The sequence below is a fragment of the Porphyromonas gingivalis ATCC 33277 genome (assembly GCF_000010505.1).
GTDB classification, from domain to species: domain Bacteria; phylum Bacteroidota; class Bacteroidia; order Bacteroidales; family Porphyromonadaceae; genus Porphyromonas; species Porphyromonas gingivalis.
On record NC_010729.1, the window covers coordinates 507,416 to 524,294 of the forward strand.

Sequence of the window (16,879 nt, forward strand, 5' to 3'; positions counted from 1 at the left end):
AGAAGATTATTCAAGCCGTTGGGCTATCTGTTCGTGAATGTCATCCTCATGATTGGGATAGTTCTTTTCCAAGCTTTCCAAATACTGCCTTGCCGTAAACGTATCCCCTTCTTTCTTATAAATATCGGACAAGAGGATGAAACCTCGTGCCAACCAATACTGCTGAGGAGTACTCTTGGCAATAAATTTTTCGAGGATAAACTTCGCCTTGGACAAACGCTTGGCTTCCATTTCCAGCTGTGCCTGCATCACGACGGCTTCGGCACCTGTGGCCGTTGAGAAATCCTCGGCAAGGAGTTCATAGTCGGCAATCGCTTCCCGATTCATCTTCAGAGCCTGATAACTTTTGGCACGATAGAGACGAAGAGTATGAGGCAGAGCTGCCTGATTCTTCAATCCGGCAATGACGTCGATCACCCTCCGGTAATCCTTATCGGCATAGGCAGACTCGGTTACTCCCTGCACCGCCTGATCGCGGACAGCTTCGGCACCATCCGTATCGAGTACGGATTGGAATGATTGCAGCGCAGCCTTGTACTCTTTGCGTTCGTATTGCATACGACCGAGACGCAGGCGAGCATCGATCTTATAGTCTTCGGGCAAACCGGGGCTGTTCACCAACCGTGAATAGCGATTGTAAGCCGCATCGGCATTGCCGGCCTGATAATCGAGATCGGCCAAGTACAATTCCGCTTTGTGCCGATCGCTTCCCTGTGGATAGCGCTCCAGATAAGCCTCCAAATCTCGACGAGCATCGGGCTGGCGACGGCGATACTTGCGCTCGGCCGAAAGGAAACCGAGCTGTTCCGTCTCGGATGGAGCAATGGACACCTTATCTTTCAGACCACGCACATAGGCAGAATACTCATCTATCCGATCCTCTTCCAAATAGATAGAACGGAGATCCGAGAGGGCTACAGTCGTCTCTTCGCTACGAGGGTAGCGGTCAATGATCCGTTGGTATGTGCGAATAGCCTCTTTCGTTCGACCCGTATTATAATAGAGCAGACCCAACTGCAAGGACGACTGTCGGGCTTCACGGCTGTCGGGGCTTCTTTTGACAACTGCATTGAAAGCTTCTTCTGCCACGTTATGCTTACCGCTAAGCACTGCACCACACCCCTTTTCATAGAGAGCAGCTGTCAGATGGCGGCTATCGGGGAATTCCCGAATGAGCTTGTCCAACGTTTGGATCTGATCGGCATACTGTTTGGCCAGTCCCTCCAACCGTGCACGACGCAAAAGGGCATAATCACCTCCGGAAGGATAGACGCGGTAAGCCATGGAATAGGCTTCGCGTGCACCGTGGAAGTCGCGCTTCATATACCTACAGTCTCCGATACGGGCATAGGCATCAGCCGAGAGATTCGGGGCAATACCGGATCGGGATACATACTCTTTGAAGGCCTCCAAAGCCATATCGTAACGTTCGGCATTGAATAGAGAATAGCCCAGACGATAATATCCTAAAGGAAGATTCGCCGCATCACGATCACCGGCGGCCGAGATATAGGCTCTGTAATCCGCAGCTGCAGCCGGAAAGTCACCGGCTCTATACCGCAGATTGCCTCGAAGGAAATATGCTTCAGGGAAATATTCCCCTTTGTTTCCCATAGATATACTGCTCGACACAAAAGAAAGCGCTTCACTGTCATAGCCCGCTGCTTCCTTTTGTTCTGCCATACGGTTCAGCACAAACTGTTTGGCGGCCAGAATGGAAGCCGTCGGCTGTGCAATCTTTTGGATCGATCTAAGGGAAGAATTGTAATCCTTGCCGGTGAAATATGATTCGACAAGAATAGCAGCCATCTGTTCGCGGTGGGAAGATCGGGGAAACTCATTGAGGAAGTTCTCCGCAATGCGTACGGACTGACCGAAGCTCGACTGTCCCGTACTACGCATGAGCATAGCCATATTGTACATTCCGACCTCCCGTACCGGCCGATTGACGTCCTGAGTCGCAGCTTTCTCGAAAGCCATAAGGGCCTCGCTCGTCATCCCCTCGGCCAGCTGTGCCTGTCCGAGATAGAGAGCCGACTCTGCACCGAGAGAACCGGCGTCAGTGGTAGCAGCGGCAAGTGGCCGAAGTGCTTCTTTCATCAGACCTTGCTTATAGTAAGTGACACCAAGTGCATAAGCATCGGCAGGCGCGATACGATCCCCTACCTTTTCGCTGTAGTCGGAAAGATAGTCGATGGTTTTGTTCGAATCGCCCAAACGGTAGTAAGCATTGCCTGCCACACGCAGGAGTTGAGGTCGCTGTCTCATGGACGAATTGCGCGACAAGAGTCTGTCGGCTATTTCGGCCGCTTCGCGGTAGTCGCCTCGCAGCAGTTGGATTTCCGCGATATAAGCATCGGCTTCATCCGCAAATTGCGGGTGATTCTTCAGTCGCGAAAGAGTCTGTTCGGCTTCGTCGATTCGGCCATCCTCTATTTGGATAGCAGCAAGGAGGAGACGAGCACGTCCGCCCAGCTCACCTCTGCTCTTGGAAGCCTTCAGCAGCATCTGCTCGGCCAAAGCATTGCTCTCGCTCAACTGCATACGCACGTATGCATAATAAAGCAGGTATGCAGCCAAGTCTTCATCGTTGAGCGTGCGATCGTCGATGTCGGAGAAAATGGTATTGGCACGCAAATACTGTTCATGCCGGATCATCAGCTCCCCTGTGAGGAGTCGCACACAGGATTTGTCGATCGATTCGGGGAAATTGTCCAAGAAATTGTCTGCCGCGCCGAGGACGTAATCGTGATCCGCTCCCAACAGATAGTCCGCGATGATACTATAATAATCCGCCTCCAAAGTGTGCTCTTGCCCTCCGTGCAAGCGATAGAGACGGAATTGGTCTAAGGCTCCCACATAATTTTGGCGGATAAACATCGCTCTCCCTTCGAGGAAAAACTCTTCGGCGGGCTCTGCCGCTTTATTTTGGGCTTGTGCCGTGAAAGTCATTGCTCCACCCAGCACAAGAGCCGATAATATCAGTTTTTTCATTGATCAGTCTGTTTCCTTATTTGTCTTCAGAGAAGCAGGTCGTAATGCCCTATTAACTAACTCTGAGCCATTGCCTTTTATTTTATACCTCCTTGACAAGGCCTGTGATAAACGCATAGCCGTCAGCTTTTTTCCTGCCGGTGGCAAGGATTCTCGCCATACCTTATCCGCTTATAACATTACACGATATTGATAGTAAATATACGCTATTCTGTCTGAAACCATGTACTCCACTACTAAAGACTTGCAAGGGGCTGTCAATGTCGTTCGGCCGACTTGACCCCATGCGTAGCACGGATCTTGCGAAGGAGGATGGATAGTGTCGAGGTATCGGGTACTTCGACCGTGAACACCCCTTCGAAGAGATTGTCCTTCGAATTGATCGAATAGGCTCGGAGCGATACGCCCGGTTCTTTATTGATGACCGAAGTTATGTTCGTCACGATGGCCAGATTGTCCTGTCCTATGACATGAAGTGTAGCCTCGTATCCGGTCGATCCCTTACCGCTCCAGCGAGCTTCGATGATGCGATAACCGTATCGGCTGAACATATCCGGCGCATTTGGGCAGTCCGTGCGGTGTATCTTGATACCGCTATTGCTCACGAATCCGAATACGGAATCCCCGTAAATAGGATTGCAGCATTTGCCAAAGCTGTATTCCACCCCCGTCATATTGTTGTCGATAACCAATACGTCGCTTTTTCCCCCTTTGACGGTTTCTTCCTCTTTGGGCGGATGCGCCACAAAGGTATCGGCACTGCGACGAGCTGCACCCGAACCGGCATCGCGTCTCTGCTCTTCCTCCAATTCATGAGAGTATAGCTCCAGTACCTCCTGCACATCGAGTCTGTCGGCCGCTATCTCCATATAGAAATCCGTCAGATGCTTGAACCCCTTGCGTCGTACCACGCGCGTGAATACGGCTTCTTCAAACGGCAATTTACGGTTCTTCAGACGGCGGTTCAGCAGCTCTTTGACCACGCCGATACTGCTTTCCATCTGCAAGCGAAGCTGCTGCTTGATCTTATTGCGTGCTTTGGAACTGACCACATAGGAAAGCCAATCCTTCTTCGGGGTCTGCTGAGCAGAGGTAATGATCGAAACGGAGTCGCCATTTTCGAGCTTATGTTTGAGCGGCACATTCTTTCCATTGACATTAGCTCCGACGGCCTGACAGCCGATGCGCGAATGGATGGCAAAAGCAAAGTCCAGCACACTGGCTCCCTGAGGCAACTTGATCAGTTCTCCCGTAGGAGTGAAAGCATAGATCTCATCGGTGAAGAGGTTCATCTTGAAGTTTTTCACCGTCTCCGCCGAATCGTCCGAGGAGTGATCGCGTGCCTCAAGCGTCTCGCGTACGGAAGTGAGGAACTCATCCAATCCGCTCTCGCTCTTGATACCTTTGTACTTCCAGTGAGCAGCCAATCCTCTTTCGGCCACCTCGTCCATGCGACGGGAGCGAATCTGCACCTCCACCCACCGATTCTGCGGTCCCATCACCGTAACGTGGAGCGACTCATAACCGTTGCTTTTGGGGATGGAGATCCAGTCCTTCATTCGCTGTGGATTGGGCTGATACATGTCCGTGATGATGGAATAGACATGCCAGCAGGCAGCTTTCTCATCTTTCACGGGCACATCCAATATGATTCGTATGGCAAAAAGATCGTATATGGATTCGAACTCGATACCCTGCTGACGAAGCTTGTTGCGAATGCTGTTGATGCTCTTGGTACGCCCCTTCATCTCGTACGGGATATTGGGCAGAGCTTCGTCCAGCCGACGGCGCAGCGGAGCGATGAAAGCTTCGATATAGGCATCGCGGCTACGCTTCGTCTCTCCGAGTTTTCTTTTGATGAAGTCGAAAGTCTGCCGGTCTGTATATTTCAGACAGAGGTCTTCCATTTCGCTCTTGATGGCATAGAGTCCGAGCCTGTGTGCCAGCGGAGCATAGAGATAAGACACCTCTGCAGCCAGGGCCGTACGCTCTTCGGCACAGACCATGTCTTTGGCCTGGCGCAGCAGATAGGAACGGTCAGCGATGATGAGCAGCACCACGCGAATATCTTCGGCGATGGAGAGGAGGAAGTGCTCGAAGTTGGCCGTATTGATAGCCGTATTGCGCATGTAGATCTCCGATGTTTTCAGCAGGAGGTCGATCAGGCGAGCCACATCTTCGCCCATGAGCTCGGCTATCTCCTCCGGTCTCATCAGTCCCTTCATCGCCGGACGATAGAAGAGGAGTGCTCCGATGGTCTCTATCCCCAGCCCGATCTCACAGGAGGCTATGCGTGCCACTTCCATGTTGCGCAAAAGTCCGTGCATACCGTTTTTGTCGCGATCGAAACATCCCAGCTCCGTAAAACGGCTCAGCAGACTGCGTACTTTCTTCACGAGCTGCCGATCGGGAGCCAGTGTACGAATCAAACTCGCGTATGAGGAGAGGAAGCGACTCCGCTCATCGGCGGAGAAAAGAGTATTGTCGTGTATTGTCATGAGGGATACAGGATGGGATAATGAATAGTGGACGATGGATCATACTTGTAGTCGGAAAGCATATCGGTTAGAGCAGAGGAGAGAAAAGGCGAACAAAGGATTCGCTGAATTTTTTTATCCGGCTTCTCTTTCGCCAGCGTTTGAGATCGAGCGGTTCGCTCTGCAACAAGTCCTCGAAGAAGATGGCTTCCAATCGGCGGACAGTAGGCTCGTCATAGATGATACCATTGAATTCGAAGTTATTTTCCAAGCTGCGGAAGTCCATATTCGTAGAGCCGATCGAAGCCACCTGACTATCCACCATTATCAGCTTGGAATGGAGAAACCCGTTGGTATAGAGGTGTACATGTACACCGGCCTGCAAGAGGTCCTCCACATAGGAGAAGGCAGCCACTTGTGGCAGACGGGCATCGCTTCGTTTGGGCACCAGCAGGTGTACATCGATGCCGGCCAAAGCTGCCGTGATGAGAGCATTATTCAGTCCTTCGGTCGGAAGGAAGTAAGGAGTCTCGATATAGACATGTTCGCAGGCACGTTCGATACAGTAGATGGTGGCCTGCTCGATGGTACGCCATTGCCCTACGGGGCCGGAGCGTACGAGCTGTATCTTCACACCCTCGTCGGATACGGGTATCGGCAGATCGGGATAGTAGCCGGAGAGATTGATGACTCGTCGCGATACGACATACCAGTCCAGCAGGAAACTGCTCTGCAAACCGGCCACCACATTGCCCATCATACGGAAGTGAGTATCGCGCCACAGACCGAGCCTGTTGCCCGAGTAATAGCGATCGGCCACATTCATACCGCCCAAATAGCCTATTTTACCATCTATAACGGCTACCTTCCGATGATTGCGGTAGTTTACGCGGCTGGACAGTATGGGGAAGAAGACCGGCATAAAAGGATAGGCTTCCACTCCGGCTCGGCGCAGTCGTTTCCAGTAGCCACGGCTCGTAGCCCACGAACCCACATGATCGAATATGACCCTCACCTTCACGCCCTCTTGCACCTTGCGTATAAGCAGATCGGACAGGCGACTGCCCAGATGGTCATCCTCTATGACGTAGAACTGAATATGTACATGGTGGCGGGCAGCCTCTATATCGCGAAAGAAGCAGTCGAACATATCCTTCCCTGCCGTGAATATATCCGGCGGCGAGCTGAGCATGACGGGGCTGTCCGAGTTGTTGTTGATCAGCTTCATGATGGGATTCAGCTGGATATTGTTCATGGCTTCCAACTGTGCTTCGGGGATGGACAGATAGTGAGGCTTCAGCATGATGCGCTTGTATATACGGCGGCTGACAATACGCCGTCTGCGCTGATCCTGTCCGAAAAAGATATAGACAATAAGCCCCAAGACGGGTACAAAAGAGACGACCAGAATCCACGAAGTAGCCTTCAGCGGATTGCGATTCTCGCTGATAATGACGGCACTGACGGCAGCCGTCATCAGCATGTATACGATTATTAAGAGTGCAATCATAGGTTGGTCGTCCTCTTAGGATGAAATCCGAATACGAACAAAAATAGCAAGAAAACCCATGGTGAGCGACTCCCACAGGTTCCTTTTTTCTTCTCGGAGAAGAAAGACTGTCAGCTCCGAAGGAGCGATCCGAATTCGATCTGTACCTCGAAGCCGACAGTCTTTGGCATTTACGCGCGAAAAAAAGATCATTCGCAGTACCGAAAAACGTGGCGCGTAAACTTTTCGGTTTTGGCTCGGGAAGTAAAAATTTCTCGCGCCGCAACGAAAAAATTCTCGCGCCGCTTTTCGGGAAAACACGCGCCGCAATCGGAGCGTTTCCGGCCTGAGAATTTCATTTTGCCCCTTTTCGATAATTATCCTTTTCCTTCCATTCGAGAGACGGCAGGGCTAAAAGGTGGAAAATGAGAAGCCTTCAGCGAGAACGATAGAGAGCAACGAAGTTCACTATCTTTGCCGGCGTATGCAAAAAGAATTATTCCGGCAATCTCCGGATTCCAATAAACTCATTCTTTTTTTCAACGGCTGGGCTATGACCCGTGAAGCCGTTTCTCATTTGGCTATTCCTCCCGAATACGACTTGCTGCACGTGTGGGACTATCGAACGGATACGCTGCACTTCGATTGGTCGCCCTACCGCGAGATATGCTTGTCGGCATGGTCTATGGGCGTATGGGCGGCCGAAAGGCTTTCGAGAGAGGGGAGGCTGCCTTCGGTCGTTTCGGCTGCAGCGATATGCGGCACCGGCTATCCGATGGACGATACGATGGGAATACCCTTGGATATCTTCCGTGGTACGCTGGACGGTCTGACGGAAGAAAACCGCCTGCGATTCAACAGGCGGATGTGCGGAGGCAAATCGCTGAAACACCTGTTCGAGGCACTGGCAGCGCGGGAAACCGACGAAATTAAAGCAGAGTTGGGACGCGTCTACGAGGAAGAGGAGAAGAGGCTGAAAAGCGATGATCCTCACCCTGTTGCTCCGCTTAGCTGGGATAAAGCTCTGATAGGATCAAAGGATCGGATCATACCGGCTAAGAATCAACAGGCTTTTTGGCAGATGCGAGGCTGTCGGAACATAGAGACCGTAGCGGAAGGCGATCACTATTTGTTTAACCGTTTCACCGAATGGGAGCAGCTTTGGAGTTGAGAGAGGTAGACAGCGAACTGGTCATCAAACGGTTTACTTCGGCTTTGCCCTACTACGAGAAGTATGCCGTGGCGCAGCATCGTATAGGGGAGCGGCTGACCGATCTTCTAACGGCTATGGGGCGTCACCATTTCGAACATGTGCTGGAATACGGCTGCGGCTGCGGTGTCTATACGCGCCAACTGGCTCAAACCGTTACGGTAAAGCAGTGGACGCTCAATGATTTATGTCCGGTCTGCGAGGAGTATATACGCGTAAGCCCTGTTTCTTTCTATGCAGGCGAAGCCGAGACAATGCCCCACACGGATACTTACGATCTGATCACCTCGGCATCGGCCTTTCAGTGGTTCAAGGATCCGGAGTCATTCATTCGGACGGTGGCAGACTTGTTGCGTCCCGATGGCATCTTTCTCTTCAATACTTTCTCTCCCGACAATCTTCCCGAGATAAGAACGCTCACAAACCGAGGGCTGCACTATCCTTCGACAGAGGCACTGATGAAATGGCTGGGGGCTGCTTTTTCTGCTGTGTATAAGCATGAGGAGCGGATTGTACTGACGTTCGATTCGCCTCGCGATGTACTCATGCACCTGAAGCGCACCGGCGTTACAGCGACACCCCGACACGAAGAGGTATGGACACGGAGCCGATTGGCACGATTCGATGAGGCGTATCGGGAACGGTTCTCCACCCCGGACGGACAAGTTACGCTGACCTATACTCCACTTTATTTCCTTGCAAAGTAGGATGCAGGAGGCGGCATACGGTTACCGATTTACTTAATCCATTGTCCGTTTTGGTTGTACTCGGCTATTTTTCTTTTGATATATCGTACAGCTTCTTCGATGAGGGTATCATGGCTATTGGCCAGGTCGCTATCCAAGAGGGAGACATAGTAGTGCGGTTCTATCCCGAACTCCACATCCGCACCACTCGGATCGGTCATCCTGCCGGCTGAGTAACGAACACCCCAACCACAAGGAATCTCCGATGAGATGGGCAATCCGGCACCACCGCCGGTCTTATCGCCCATAACGGTGACGAAAGGCAGGGACCTCATCTTCAGAACAAAATCATTGGCAGAGCTGAATACTTCCCGATTCGTCAGTAGTACTACGGGGCGCATCCATACGACTCCGGAAGAAAGCGTGTCCAAATAAAGGGGGAGAGGATCGGAAAAGGCATCGTGTGCCGGGCCGGTTTTGTGGCGGATATAGCCGGTGAGCATCTTTTCCTTGGTGAAGTGACGGGCAAATTCGTCCGCATAAGTAAGCTGTCCTCCTCCATTGCCACGAATGTCGATGATCAGAGCCTTACACTCGGTCAGCCGCGAAAGCATACCGCTTATATTACTATTGGAAATAGGTTTCCCAAAGCTTTCGTAGACGATGTAGCCGATACTGTCGGGAGCATGACCGTTGTATGTAAGTCTGCGGTATTTGAGTCCGCCGGCTATACGGTAATCGTGCCCCAAATACTTGCGTCTCAGGTCGAGACTCAGATTCAGAGGATAGTCTTCGTACCATTTCCAATAATGGCCGTAGTCGAACGAGCTGCTCAGATTGACATGACCGTCTTTCAGTTCGGAGAGGAGTTGTGTCATGACGAGGAAGAGAGAGTCACTGCTCATTTGGGGACGTAAGTCCCTATAATGCTTGTGATACATATCCCGCCATGTAGAGTCCTCAGGCAGTTTGAGATCGAAAAAACAATATCCCCGATCCAAGATTTTCCATAGAGCATCGTAGTTCCGATAGGGATCGAAGGTAAAATCTTCCTTCGTGGAGCATGAGCTGAAAGCCAATGCAGACAGGAGGATAGCGAGCAATCTCTTCATCGTCGTTCTAATCATGATAGTAAAGACTGGTTCTCCGACCGGTATTCATGGCTTTGCGCCCACGGAATCGGTAAAATTCCGTGACGAAACCGATAAAAGCCGTATGACTGTGGATTCGAGTATCCAATGCGTTAAGCGAAGAGCCCAAATGGGAATAGCGATAACCGACACGAAGCGTACAGAAGTTCCGAATGGGAATATCCGCCGTTATGAGTGTCGTGAACCGAGTAAACTTGCCCGGATAAGTGAAATGCAGGGAGCCTGCAATGCCGTTATTGAGCAAAAAATTCTCGTAATAGCTCTCACCAAAACCATTTCCATAGGCTATACCGAAGAGATTGATTTGGGAGAGCAACCGAAAATACAGGGGAAAAGTTTCGGAGGGGACGTAGTATCCTATCGAGGCTTGGGCGATGGCATTGGTGTAGAGCTTCAATGTCGCAGGATTATTGCCGTTGCGTGTACTATAAATTCCTCCAAGCCCGACTTCCAAGCCCGGGCCGAATGCCAAGCGCAGATTGTCCATCCACGCGGCTCGCAGATGCTTAGCGCCAAGGCGGTAAAGAGCCGCAGCGGAACCGTTATACAGCAGGGAATAGAAATGAGCATTATTGGCCGGATTGTCCATCAGGGCAAAATCCAGTTCATGCCCGGTACGGATCATCCAACGGGAATCGGAGACTTTGAGAGGGAACGTCTTCTCTGCCAACAAATTCAGTGTCCATCCTCCATAACGAAGGGGTGACAAATAGGTGTCGCGCGTTATGCTTCCGCCACCACCGACCATATAGGCGGAATGAATGCGGTAGGCGGACTGCTCCGTGGGCAACTCTCTACTCGAAGAATCAGTTGCAAAAGCTGTATTGCTACCGTGGGAAGAATCCTGCCCCCATGCCAACAATCCGGTGAGCAGCAGAAGCGGCAAAACAAATGCGTATCGTCTATTCGTTTTCATCGTCGTCGAATTGCAATCGCTGGATACCCAAGAGTTCGTCTCTTATATCTTCATCGGAAGCAACGGCTTCGGGTGCAACCTCGGCGAAGCTCTCGTCCGGATCGGTTGTTTCCTCGTCCGGTTCTTCATCACGAACGGGAGACAATTCTTTCGCTCCATCGAGCTTATAGGTAGTCAGTCGCTTGCCTTTGGCATGTATGCCCTTGACAGCGACAAAGTCTTCTCCCTCTACGATCAGTTCCGGACGAGTGGCATCTATTCCGGCGAAAGTAAGAGCAAAACGTGGGTAGCGCGTATCCGAGAGTAGAAGCAGGCTATTGCCCTCAGCTTCTCCTCCCAGCATATTATCCCGACTGCCGTTTTCTATCTTGAAACGCTTCAGATAAGGGAAGCCGGCTTCTCTGTTGTGATAGATGGCTGTCCAAACTTTTTCGGGACGATACTTCTCTATTCTGATCATGTTGGGGTCGAAGTGGTTGTTTTCCGCTATGGATGTAGTATAGCAGTCCCCGTTATCCAAGATTACCAGCATCGAATCGTTAGCTTGGAATTCGCCAAGATATTCGCCCTGCTCGTCGTAGTTCAGTCGCATCACGTCCCGATCGAACCAAACCTTCCGCCCTCCGAGGGTGGAAGCACCCTGCTGTTTGAACAGGATCTTGTGCACCTCTGCTTTGGTCAGCAGATTGCCCTTGCTGCTTCGCCCTTTGATGGCGACATTGCTAAAGTCTTTCTCGAAAGAAAGTACCCGCTGGCGAGCTTTCGGTTTGAGGATGATCCTCACGGTCTCTGCCTCGCCATTTTTATTGGCGGTGAAATACATCACCCGACTACCGGCCGTTTCCTGCGTAAGGTTGTACTCCTTGTCTCGCGTAACACCGGTGACGCTGAAACGTTTGATATAGAACGGAGCGGACTTGCCGTCGCGATAAATGACGTTGTAGATAGTTCGCTTGTCGTTTCGTTCGAATCGGTCGATATAGATCACCTCACGGTTGCCGATAAATTTCTTTTCCTCAACCTTCGTAATGAGGTACGTACCGTCGCGGAAAAAGATGATGACATCGTCGAGGTCGGAGCAGTTGCATACGAATTCATCGCCCTTGAGTCCCATACCGATGAACCCTTCTTCGCGGTTGATATAGAGCTTTGCATTGGCTTCTGCCACTTTCGTGGCCTGAATGGTGCTGAAACCGATAAGTTGTGTCCTTCGCGGGAAACGGGAAGCATAGTGCTCGTGCAGATACTCGAACCAACGGATGGTGTAAGCAGTAATCTCACGGATATTCTTTTCCAGTTCGGCAATATCCTTTTCGAGCTGAAGCATCATGGCTTCGTGCTTGGGCAAATTGAAGCGAAGGATCCGAGCCATGCGTATTTCCAACAACTTCTTCAGATCGTCGTAGGTAACGGGGCGAATAAAACGATGGGCATAAGGTTCCAGCCTCGCCTCTACATGCATGAGCGCATCCTGTTCGCTCTCGGCCTCTTCGAACTCACGATCTTTATAGATACGCTCTTCTATGAAAATCCTCTCGAGCGAAGCTGCCAAATACTGTTCCCGCTTCTCTTCCAAACGGATCGTCAGTTCTTGCTTCAGCAGCTCCCGTGTTCGCTCCGCACTATAACGCAGCAAATCAGTCACTCCCAAGAATACCGGCTTGTCGTCCATGATGACGCAAGCATTAGGCGACTGACTTACTTCACAGTCTGTAAAGGCATAGAGCGCATCGATGGTTTTGTCCGAAGATACACCCGCAGCCAGATGAATACGTATATCGGCTTCGGCAGCCGTCATATCATCTATTCGTTTGATCTTGATCTTGCCCTTTTCATTGGCTTTCAGAATGGATTCGATCAGGGAAGACGTCGTCTTGCCACAGGGCAGTTCGGTAATGCTGAGAGTACGATTGTCCAGTTTGCGAATCTTAGCCCTGCTCTTGATCTGTCCTCCGCGCCGGCCGTCATTGTACCGGCTGGCATCCATCATGCCACCGGTAGGGAAATCGGGATAAAGATCGAAAGACTCTCCTCTCAGATGTGCGATACATGCCATGAGCAGTTCACCGAGATTGTGCGGCAAGACCTTGGAGTTCAAACCTACAGCAATTCCTTCCGTGCCCTGTGCCAAGAGAAGTGGAAACTTTACGGGCAAAGCCACCGGCTCGTCCTCGCTGCCATCGTAAGAACGTTTCCAGTGCGTAATCTTATCATTGAAAAGAGTCTCCTGAGCCAAAGCTGAGAGTTTGGCCTCGATGTAACGACCGGCTGCCGCTTCGTCCCCCGTGAGGATATTACCCCAATTCCCCTGCGTTTCGATCAGATAGCCTTTTTGCCCCAACTGTACGAGAGCATCGTTGATAGAAGCATCGCCGTGCGGGTGTAGAGCCATAGTCTGTCCCGTCACCTTCGCTACCTTGTTCATACGACCATTGTCGAACCAATGGTGCATGGTGTAGAGGATGCGGCGTTGTACGGGCTTGAGTCCATCTTCTATATGGGGCACGGCACGCTCCAGAATTACGTAAGAAGCATAATCGAGATACCAGTTTCGATACATGCCCCCGAGATGGTGTGTAGCCATAGCAGGATGATCGACCGGCAGGCGATTACCGGCTTCGGGAAGCAGATCGGACACAGATGACTCTATATCCGGTTGTTCGTTGTCGAAAGAATCTGTCATTTGATTTGAATAGATCGATTTGTTCAGTTGAAAGAAAGGGAAGGGGGTAAGGAAAATCCGTTAGTTCTTTGGATGGCTGTGTCGCAAATTGCGAGGCGAGCATTTTCTGACGCTTTCGAGCAGTTGTCCCGTTGGGCAAAAGAAACGGCACCACGGCTGCTGAACGAAGATAGAAGCCAAGAGTATCAGCCCCGCCAAGACAAGCACCCATACCGATGCCGAACGAAAAGAAAAAGCTGCAAAAGGCTCCCACTTGGAGAGATCACCGGCAACGTTGAAGATCAACAACACGACGACGAGCAGGAGCAAATAGCGTCTTACCGAGGTGAGTATCTTTATCCACTGTGGCGGTATATGCACTTTCCGTCGGGATAGCTTCCCCATCAATTCCTGAGCTGCTCCGAAAGGGCATACCCAGCGGCAATAAAACGGTTTGTTCGTGATCAGAGGCAACAATACGGCCAAAGCAAACAGCCCGATGAGCAACCACTGTGTTGCAAAGGGAAATCCGGTACTCAGCCAATGGTAAGTACCCTCCAAAGAAAGGAACGTCCCTTTAAGAAAACCGAGGAATACAATACTAAGCGCAAGGAGATAGAGGCGAAAAGGTTTGGCCTTTGACGGGAAAAAAAAGCAAACCAAAGCTGTCAGAATGACGGCGATGGTTCCCCCTGTGCGGACGATCCCCCAAACGTCAGCTTTTTTGTTTTTTTTTTGACCGATATATATCTCCAAGCGTTTCTGCACACAAGTGATAACGGCTTCGGACGTATAGGTAGCTCCCGATACGGCATCGACCTCTTCGGCCAATGCCTCTTCGGCGGTCTTGCCATTCCAGCTTTCATATAACCCCGCCTTCTCCACTCTACGAGCAAAGCTCGGTGTCTCGTCATGCTCCAGCAGCATCGTGCCGAGGATGCGGTCATCCGGACCAAAGGCAATGACTACGGGAGTAGGCCCGTTGTACCCTTCCACGTGGTCTGTATAGGGCGATGTGTAGAGCAAGTAACCCAATTGACGCGCCTTGGTATCCATGACAATGGTACGAGTACTATCCTCTTGGACGATACCGGCTGCCATCGGGTAGAAACGAGTGATCTCATTGGAGAAAGCCTGCGAGGCCGTATCGGCTTTGGCGGTTTGCTTTGATTCGGATCCGGCCTTATTGGCACGGGCAAATCCCGTCACCAATATGATACCACCAAGGAGCAGAATCAGATTGAGCAGATAACGAAATGTACGGGAAGACAACATGGGCGTTTTTATGTTTGTGGCAGTATGCCAATGATTACGTGCAAATATAATGAATTCATCCTTGCCTATGGCAATCCGGCTGTAGCAGAGTGGTTCATGGGCATTCGGACAGAGCGAACGTAGAAAGGCCGGGAAGTCTCTTAGTCACAAACTACAAATTCACGGTTTTTTCTTCTCTTGCATATTCATTATGCCATCCGGCGAGGGTTCCTTGGCGGTGATGATTGGCTATCTGCTCAGCTCCCGTACGGGATGCAATCTCTTCAATTGGGTACAACGACACGTGCTCCGCTGTGAGCAGATTCGCTCTTTCATGCCTGTCGTTCGCAATGTGGCTGTCACCACCTTTATGGAGCTAAATACCGTTTTATGGACGTGCTATCTCCTCTTGCTGTTTGTCTATGACAATGCTTTATTGGGGGATAGGCACCCTGTGGCCTACGTCGTTGCTTTCGGTCCTTTGTTCCGTACCCTTTATCTTTTTGCTCGTCTGATCCGTTATAAGCGCACAGGGTCAGCTATTCGATATGCAGTCCCGACGGTGATCATTTTCTGGAACTTTGTAGAGATACTTCGTCGCGCATCCTTTATCCTTTTGCCTGTTTCGAGGCTCTCGGACTGAAAGGCAGAAAGCAAGAGGGGAAAGACTGCTGGAATTGAAAAATTCGTATCTTGCCCCACGAAAAATAGATTAAACTCATTCTCGGAACGCACTCTAAATCAATAGAGAGATACGATAGGGAGAGTATCCTGCAAACAGTAACGACAAAAAAGAGATGGTTATGAAGCTGATTAAAAGAAGTTTGCTCCTGCTTGGAGCGGTACTGCTGATTACGCTTCCTGCGTACTCGCAGAATGATGACATCTTCGAAGATGACATCTATACATCGCGAAAAGAAATACGTAAACAAAACCAAGTTAAAGACTGGCAAAACCAAGAGGACGACGGATACGGCGACGATACGGAATATACCGTGGCTTCCGATCGGGACATTGACGCCTACAATCGTAGAGATGGCCAGTCCTACGACGGGAAAAAGTTGTCCAAAGACAAGAAAAGAGACTCCACTCGTTCTTCTGTCCCCGGTCGCTATAGTCGCCGCTTGGCTCGATTCTATAAGCCGAATACGATCGTCATTTCAGGTGCCGACAATGTATATGTAACTGATGATGGTGAGTATTTCGTCTATGGAGACGAATACTATGATGACGCGTCGTCTGTAAACATTTACATCAACAGTCCTTGGTGCGATCCGTTCCCTTATACGTCATGGTATCCATCTTTCTCCGGCTGGTATAACTATACGTGGAACTATCCATGGTTCTACTACGGTAGCCATATCGGATGGGGCGGTTATTACCCCGGATATAATTGGTATTGGAGCTACTACTATGATCCTTTCTACAATCCCTATGGAATCGGTATGGGTTGGGGATATCCTTATGGCTGGGGCAGCTATTACGGTTGGGGTGGCTATCCGGGAGTGATACATCACTACCACCACTACCCCAAGAAGACCTATTCCAATGGTCAGCATTCCGGAGCTTACTATTCTTATGGCCGACCGGATCGTATCAAAGGTGGAACGTCCGGTGCCAAACTTGGGACAGGACGCTACGATAGAATTCAAAATTCGTCCTCGCAAAAAAATAAGTTCGGATTGCAGTCGAACAAACCCAATAATAATCTGCAAAATGTCAAGCCGGGACGTACCGGCCGAGCCAATAGAGACCGAAATATAGAAACGGTAACTCCAAACAACGGCCAAAAGCAGAATCGTCCCGTATTCCAGCAGAATCAGTCCGGCAATGACCGACCGACCGGACGGAATATCCGCAGCGAGAGACAGGGGGAAAATAACGATAGGACATTTTCGACTCCTTCTCGTAACAACAGTAACGGTGGCTTCTCCACGCCTTCTCGTTCTTCTTCCGGCTCTATGAGCGGAGGTGGCGGACGTAGTGGCCGGGGACGCAATTAACCACAATAGAATAGAACACATCTTTGCCGGTTATCCT

At 50.7% G+C, this 16,879-nt stretch carries 13 protein-coding genes; 5 read left to right on the top strand and 8 right to left on the bottom strand.

Annotated features, from left to right (window positions below):
- Positions 1 to 6: 6 nt before the first annotated feature.
- The 4 genes from PGN_RS02230 to PGN_RS11760 all read right to left on the bottom strand — a co-directional run bounded on the left by PGN_RS02230 (position 7) and on the right by PGN_RS11760 (position 7,232).
- Complete coding sequence (locus PGN_RS02230; RefSeq protein WP_012457526.1) at positions 7 to 2,994, bottom strand: tetratricopeptide repeat protein; 2,988 nt, start codon at positions 2,992 to 2,994, stop codon at positions 7 to 9.
- A gap of 257 nt (positions 2,995 to 3,251) precedes the next feature.
- Positions 3,252 to 5,492 (bottom strand): RelA/SpoT family protein, encoded by a 2,241-nt coding sequence (locus PGN_RS02235; protein WP_012457527.1) that lies wholly within the window; start codon positions 5,490 to 5,492, stop codon positions 3,252 to 3,254.
- A gap of 67 nt (positions 5,493 to 5,559) precedes the next feature.
- The gene (gene cls, locus PGN_RS02240) at positions 5,560 to 6,981 is read right to left on the bottom strand and encodes a cardiolipin synthase (RefSeq protein ID WP_012457528.1); all 1,422 of its coding nucleotides are present in this window, start codon (positions 6,979 to 6,981) and stop codon (positions 5,560 to 5,562) included.
- Between the two features lie 188 nt (positions 6,982 to 7,169).
- Complete coding sequence (locus PGN_RS11760) at positions 7,170 to 7,232, bottom strand: DUF1661 domain-containing protein (protein WP_230491412.1); 63 nt, start codon at positions 7,230 to 7,232, stop codon at positions 7,170 to 7,172.
- On the opposite strand from PGN_RS11760, the gene PGN_RS11085 reads away from it, so the two are divergent.
- From PGN_RS11085 to bioC, 3 genes are read left to right on the top strand one after another with little or no spacing between them, the layout of a single operon-like run.
- A complete protein-coding gene (locus PGN_RS11085; protein ID WP_012457529.1) occupies positions 7,213 to 7,389 on the top strand; it encodes a DUF1661 domain-containing protein in 177 nt (58 codons plus the stop codon). The two genes, PGN_RS11760 and PGN_RS11085, sit on opposite strands and share 20 nt — an antisense overlap.
- Positions 7,379 to 8,131, top strand: a complete 753-nt coding sequence (locus PGN_RS02245) for a DUF452 family protein (RefSeq protein WP_012457530.1) — start codon at positions 7,379 to 7,381, stop codon at positions 8,129 to 8,131. Before PGN_RS11085 ends, PGN_RS02245 begins: the two co-directional genes overlap by 11 nt.
- Positions 8,110 to 8,877 carry a malonyl-ACP O-methyltransferase BioC gene (gene bioC, locus PGN_RS02250; protein ID WP_039416931.1) on the top strand — a complete coding sequence of 256 codons (768 nt, stop codon included), beginning with the start codon at positions 8,110 to 8,112 and terminating at the stop codon, positions 8,875 to 8,877. Before PGN_RS02245 ends, bioC begins: the two co-directional genes overlap by 22 nt.
- A gap of 29 nt (positions 8,878 to 8,906) precedes the next feature.
- Here bioC and PGN_RS02255 read toward each other — a convergent pair whose 3' ends face one another.
- Genes PGN_RS02255 through PGN_RS02270 form a run of 4 tightly spaced genes read right to left on the bottom strand, consistent with a single transcriptional unit; the run spans position 8,907 to position 14,860 of the window.
- A complete protein-coding gene (locus PGN_RS02255) occupies positions 8,907 to 9,983 on the bottom strand; it encodes a S41 family peptidase (protein WP_012457532.1) in 1,077 nt (358 codons plus the stop codon).
- Positions 9,976 to 10,923, bottom strand: a complete 948-nt coding sequence (locus PGN_RS02260; RefSeq protein WP_012457533.1) for a DUF3316 domain-containing protein — start codon at positions 10,921 to 10,923, stop codon at positions 9,976 to 9,978. The genes PGN_RS02255 and PGN_RS02260 overlap by 8 nt, the downstream gene beginning before the upstream one ends.
- On the bottom strand, positions 10,910 to 13,606 hold the full coding sequence (locus PGN_RS02265; RefSeq protein ID WP_012457534.1) for a DNA gyrase/topoisomerase IV subunit A: 2,697 nt from the start codon (positions 13,604 to 13,606) through the stop codon (positions 10,910 to 10,912). Before PGN_RS02265 ends, PGN_RS02260 begins: the two co-directional genes overlap by 14 nt.
- Before the next feature lie 60 nt (positions 13,607 to 13,666).
- Complete coding sequence (locus tag PGN_RS02270) at positions 13,667 to 14,860, bottom strand: 4Fe-4S binding protein (protein ID WP_012457535.1); 1,194 nt, start codon at positions 14,858 to 14,860, stop codon at positions 13,667 to 13,669.
- A gap of 190 nt (positions 14,861 to 15,050) precedes the next feature.
- Here PGN_RS02270 and PGN_RS02275 point away from each other — a divergent pair, with 190 nt between their 5' ends.
- Positions 15,051 to 15,482, top strand: coding sequence for a hypothetical protein (locus PGN_RS02275; protein ID WP_102981803.1), 432 nt, complete (start codon positions 15,051 to 15,053; stop codon positions 15,480 to 15,482).
- Between the two features lie 154 nt (positions 15,483 to 15,636).
- A complete protein-coding gene (locus PGN_RS02280) occupies positions 15,637 to 16,842 on the top strand; it encodes a hypothetical protein (RefSeq protein ID WP_043876318.1) in 1,206 nt (401 codons plus the stop codon).
- The last annotated feature ends 37 nt before the right edge of the window (positions 16,843 to 16,879 follow it).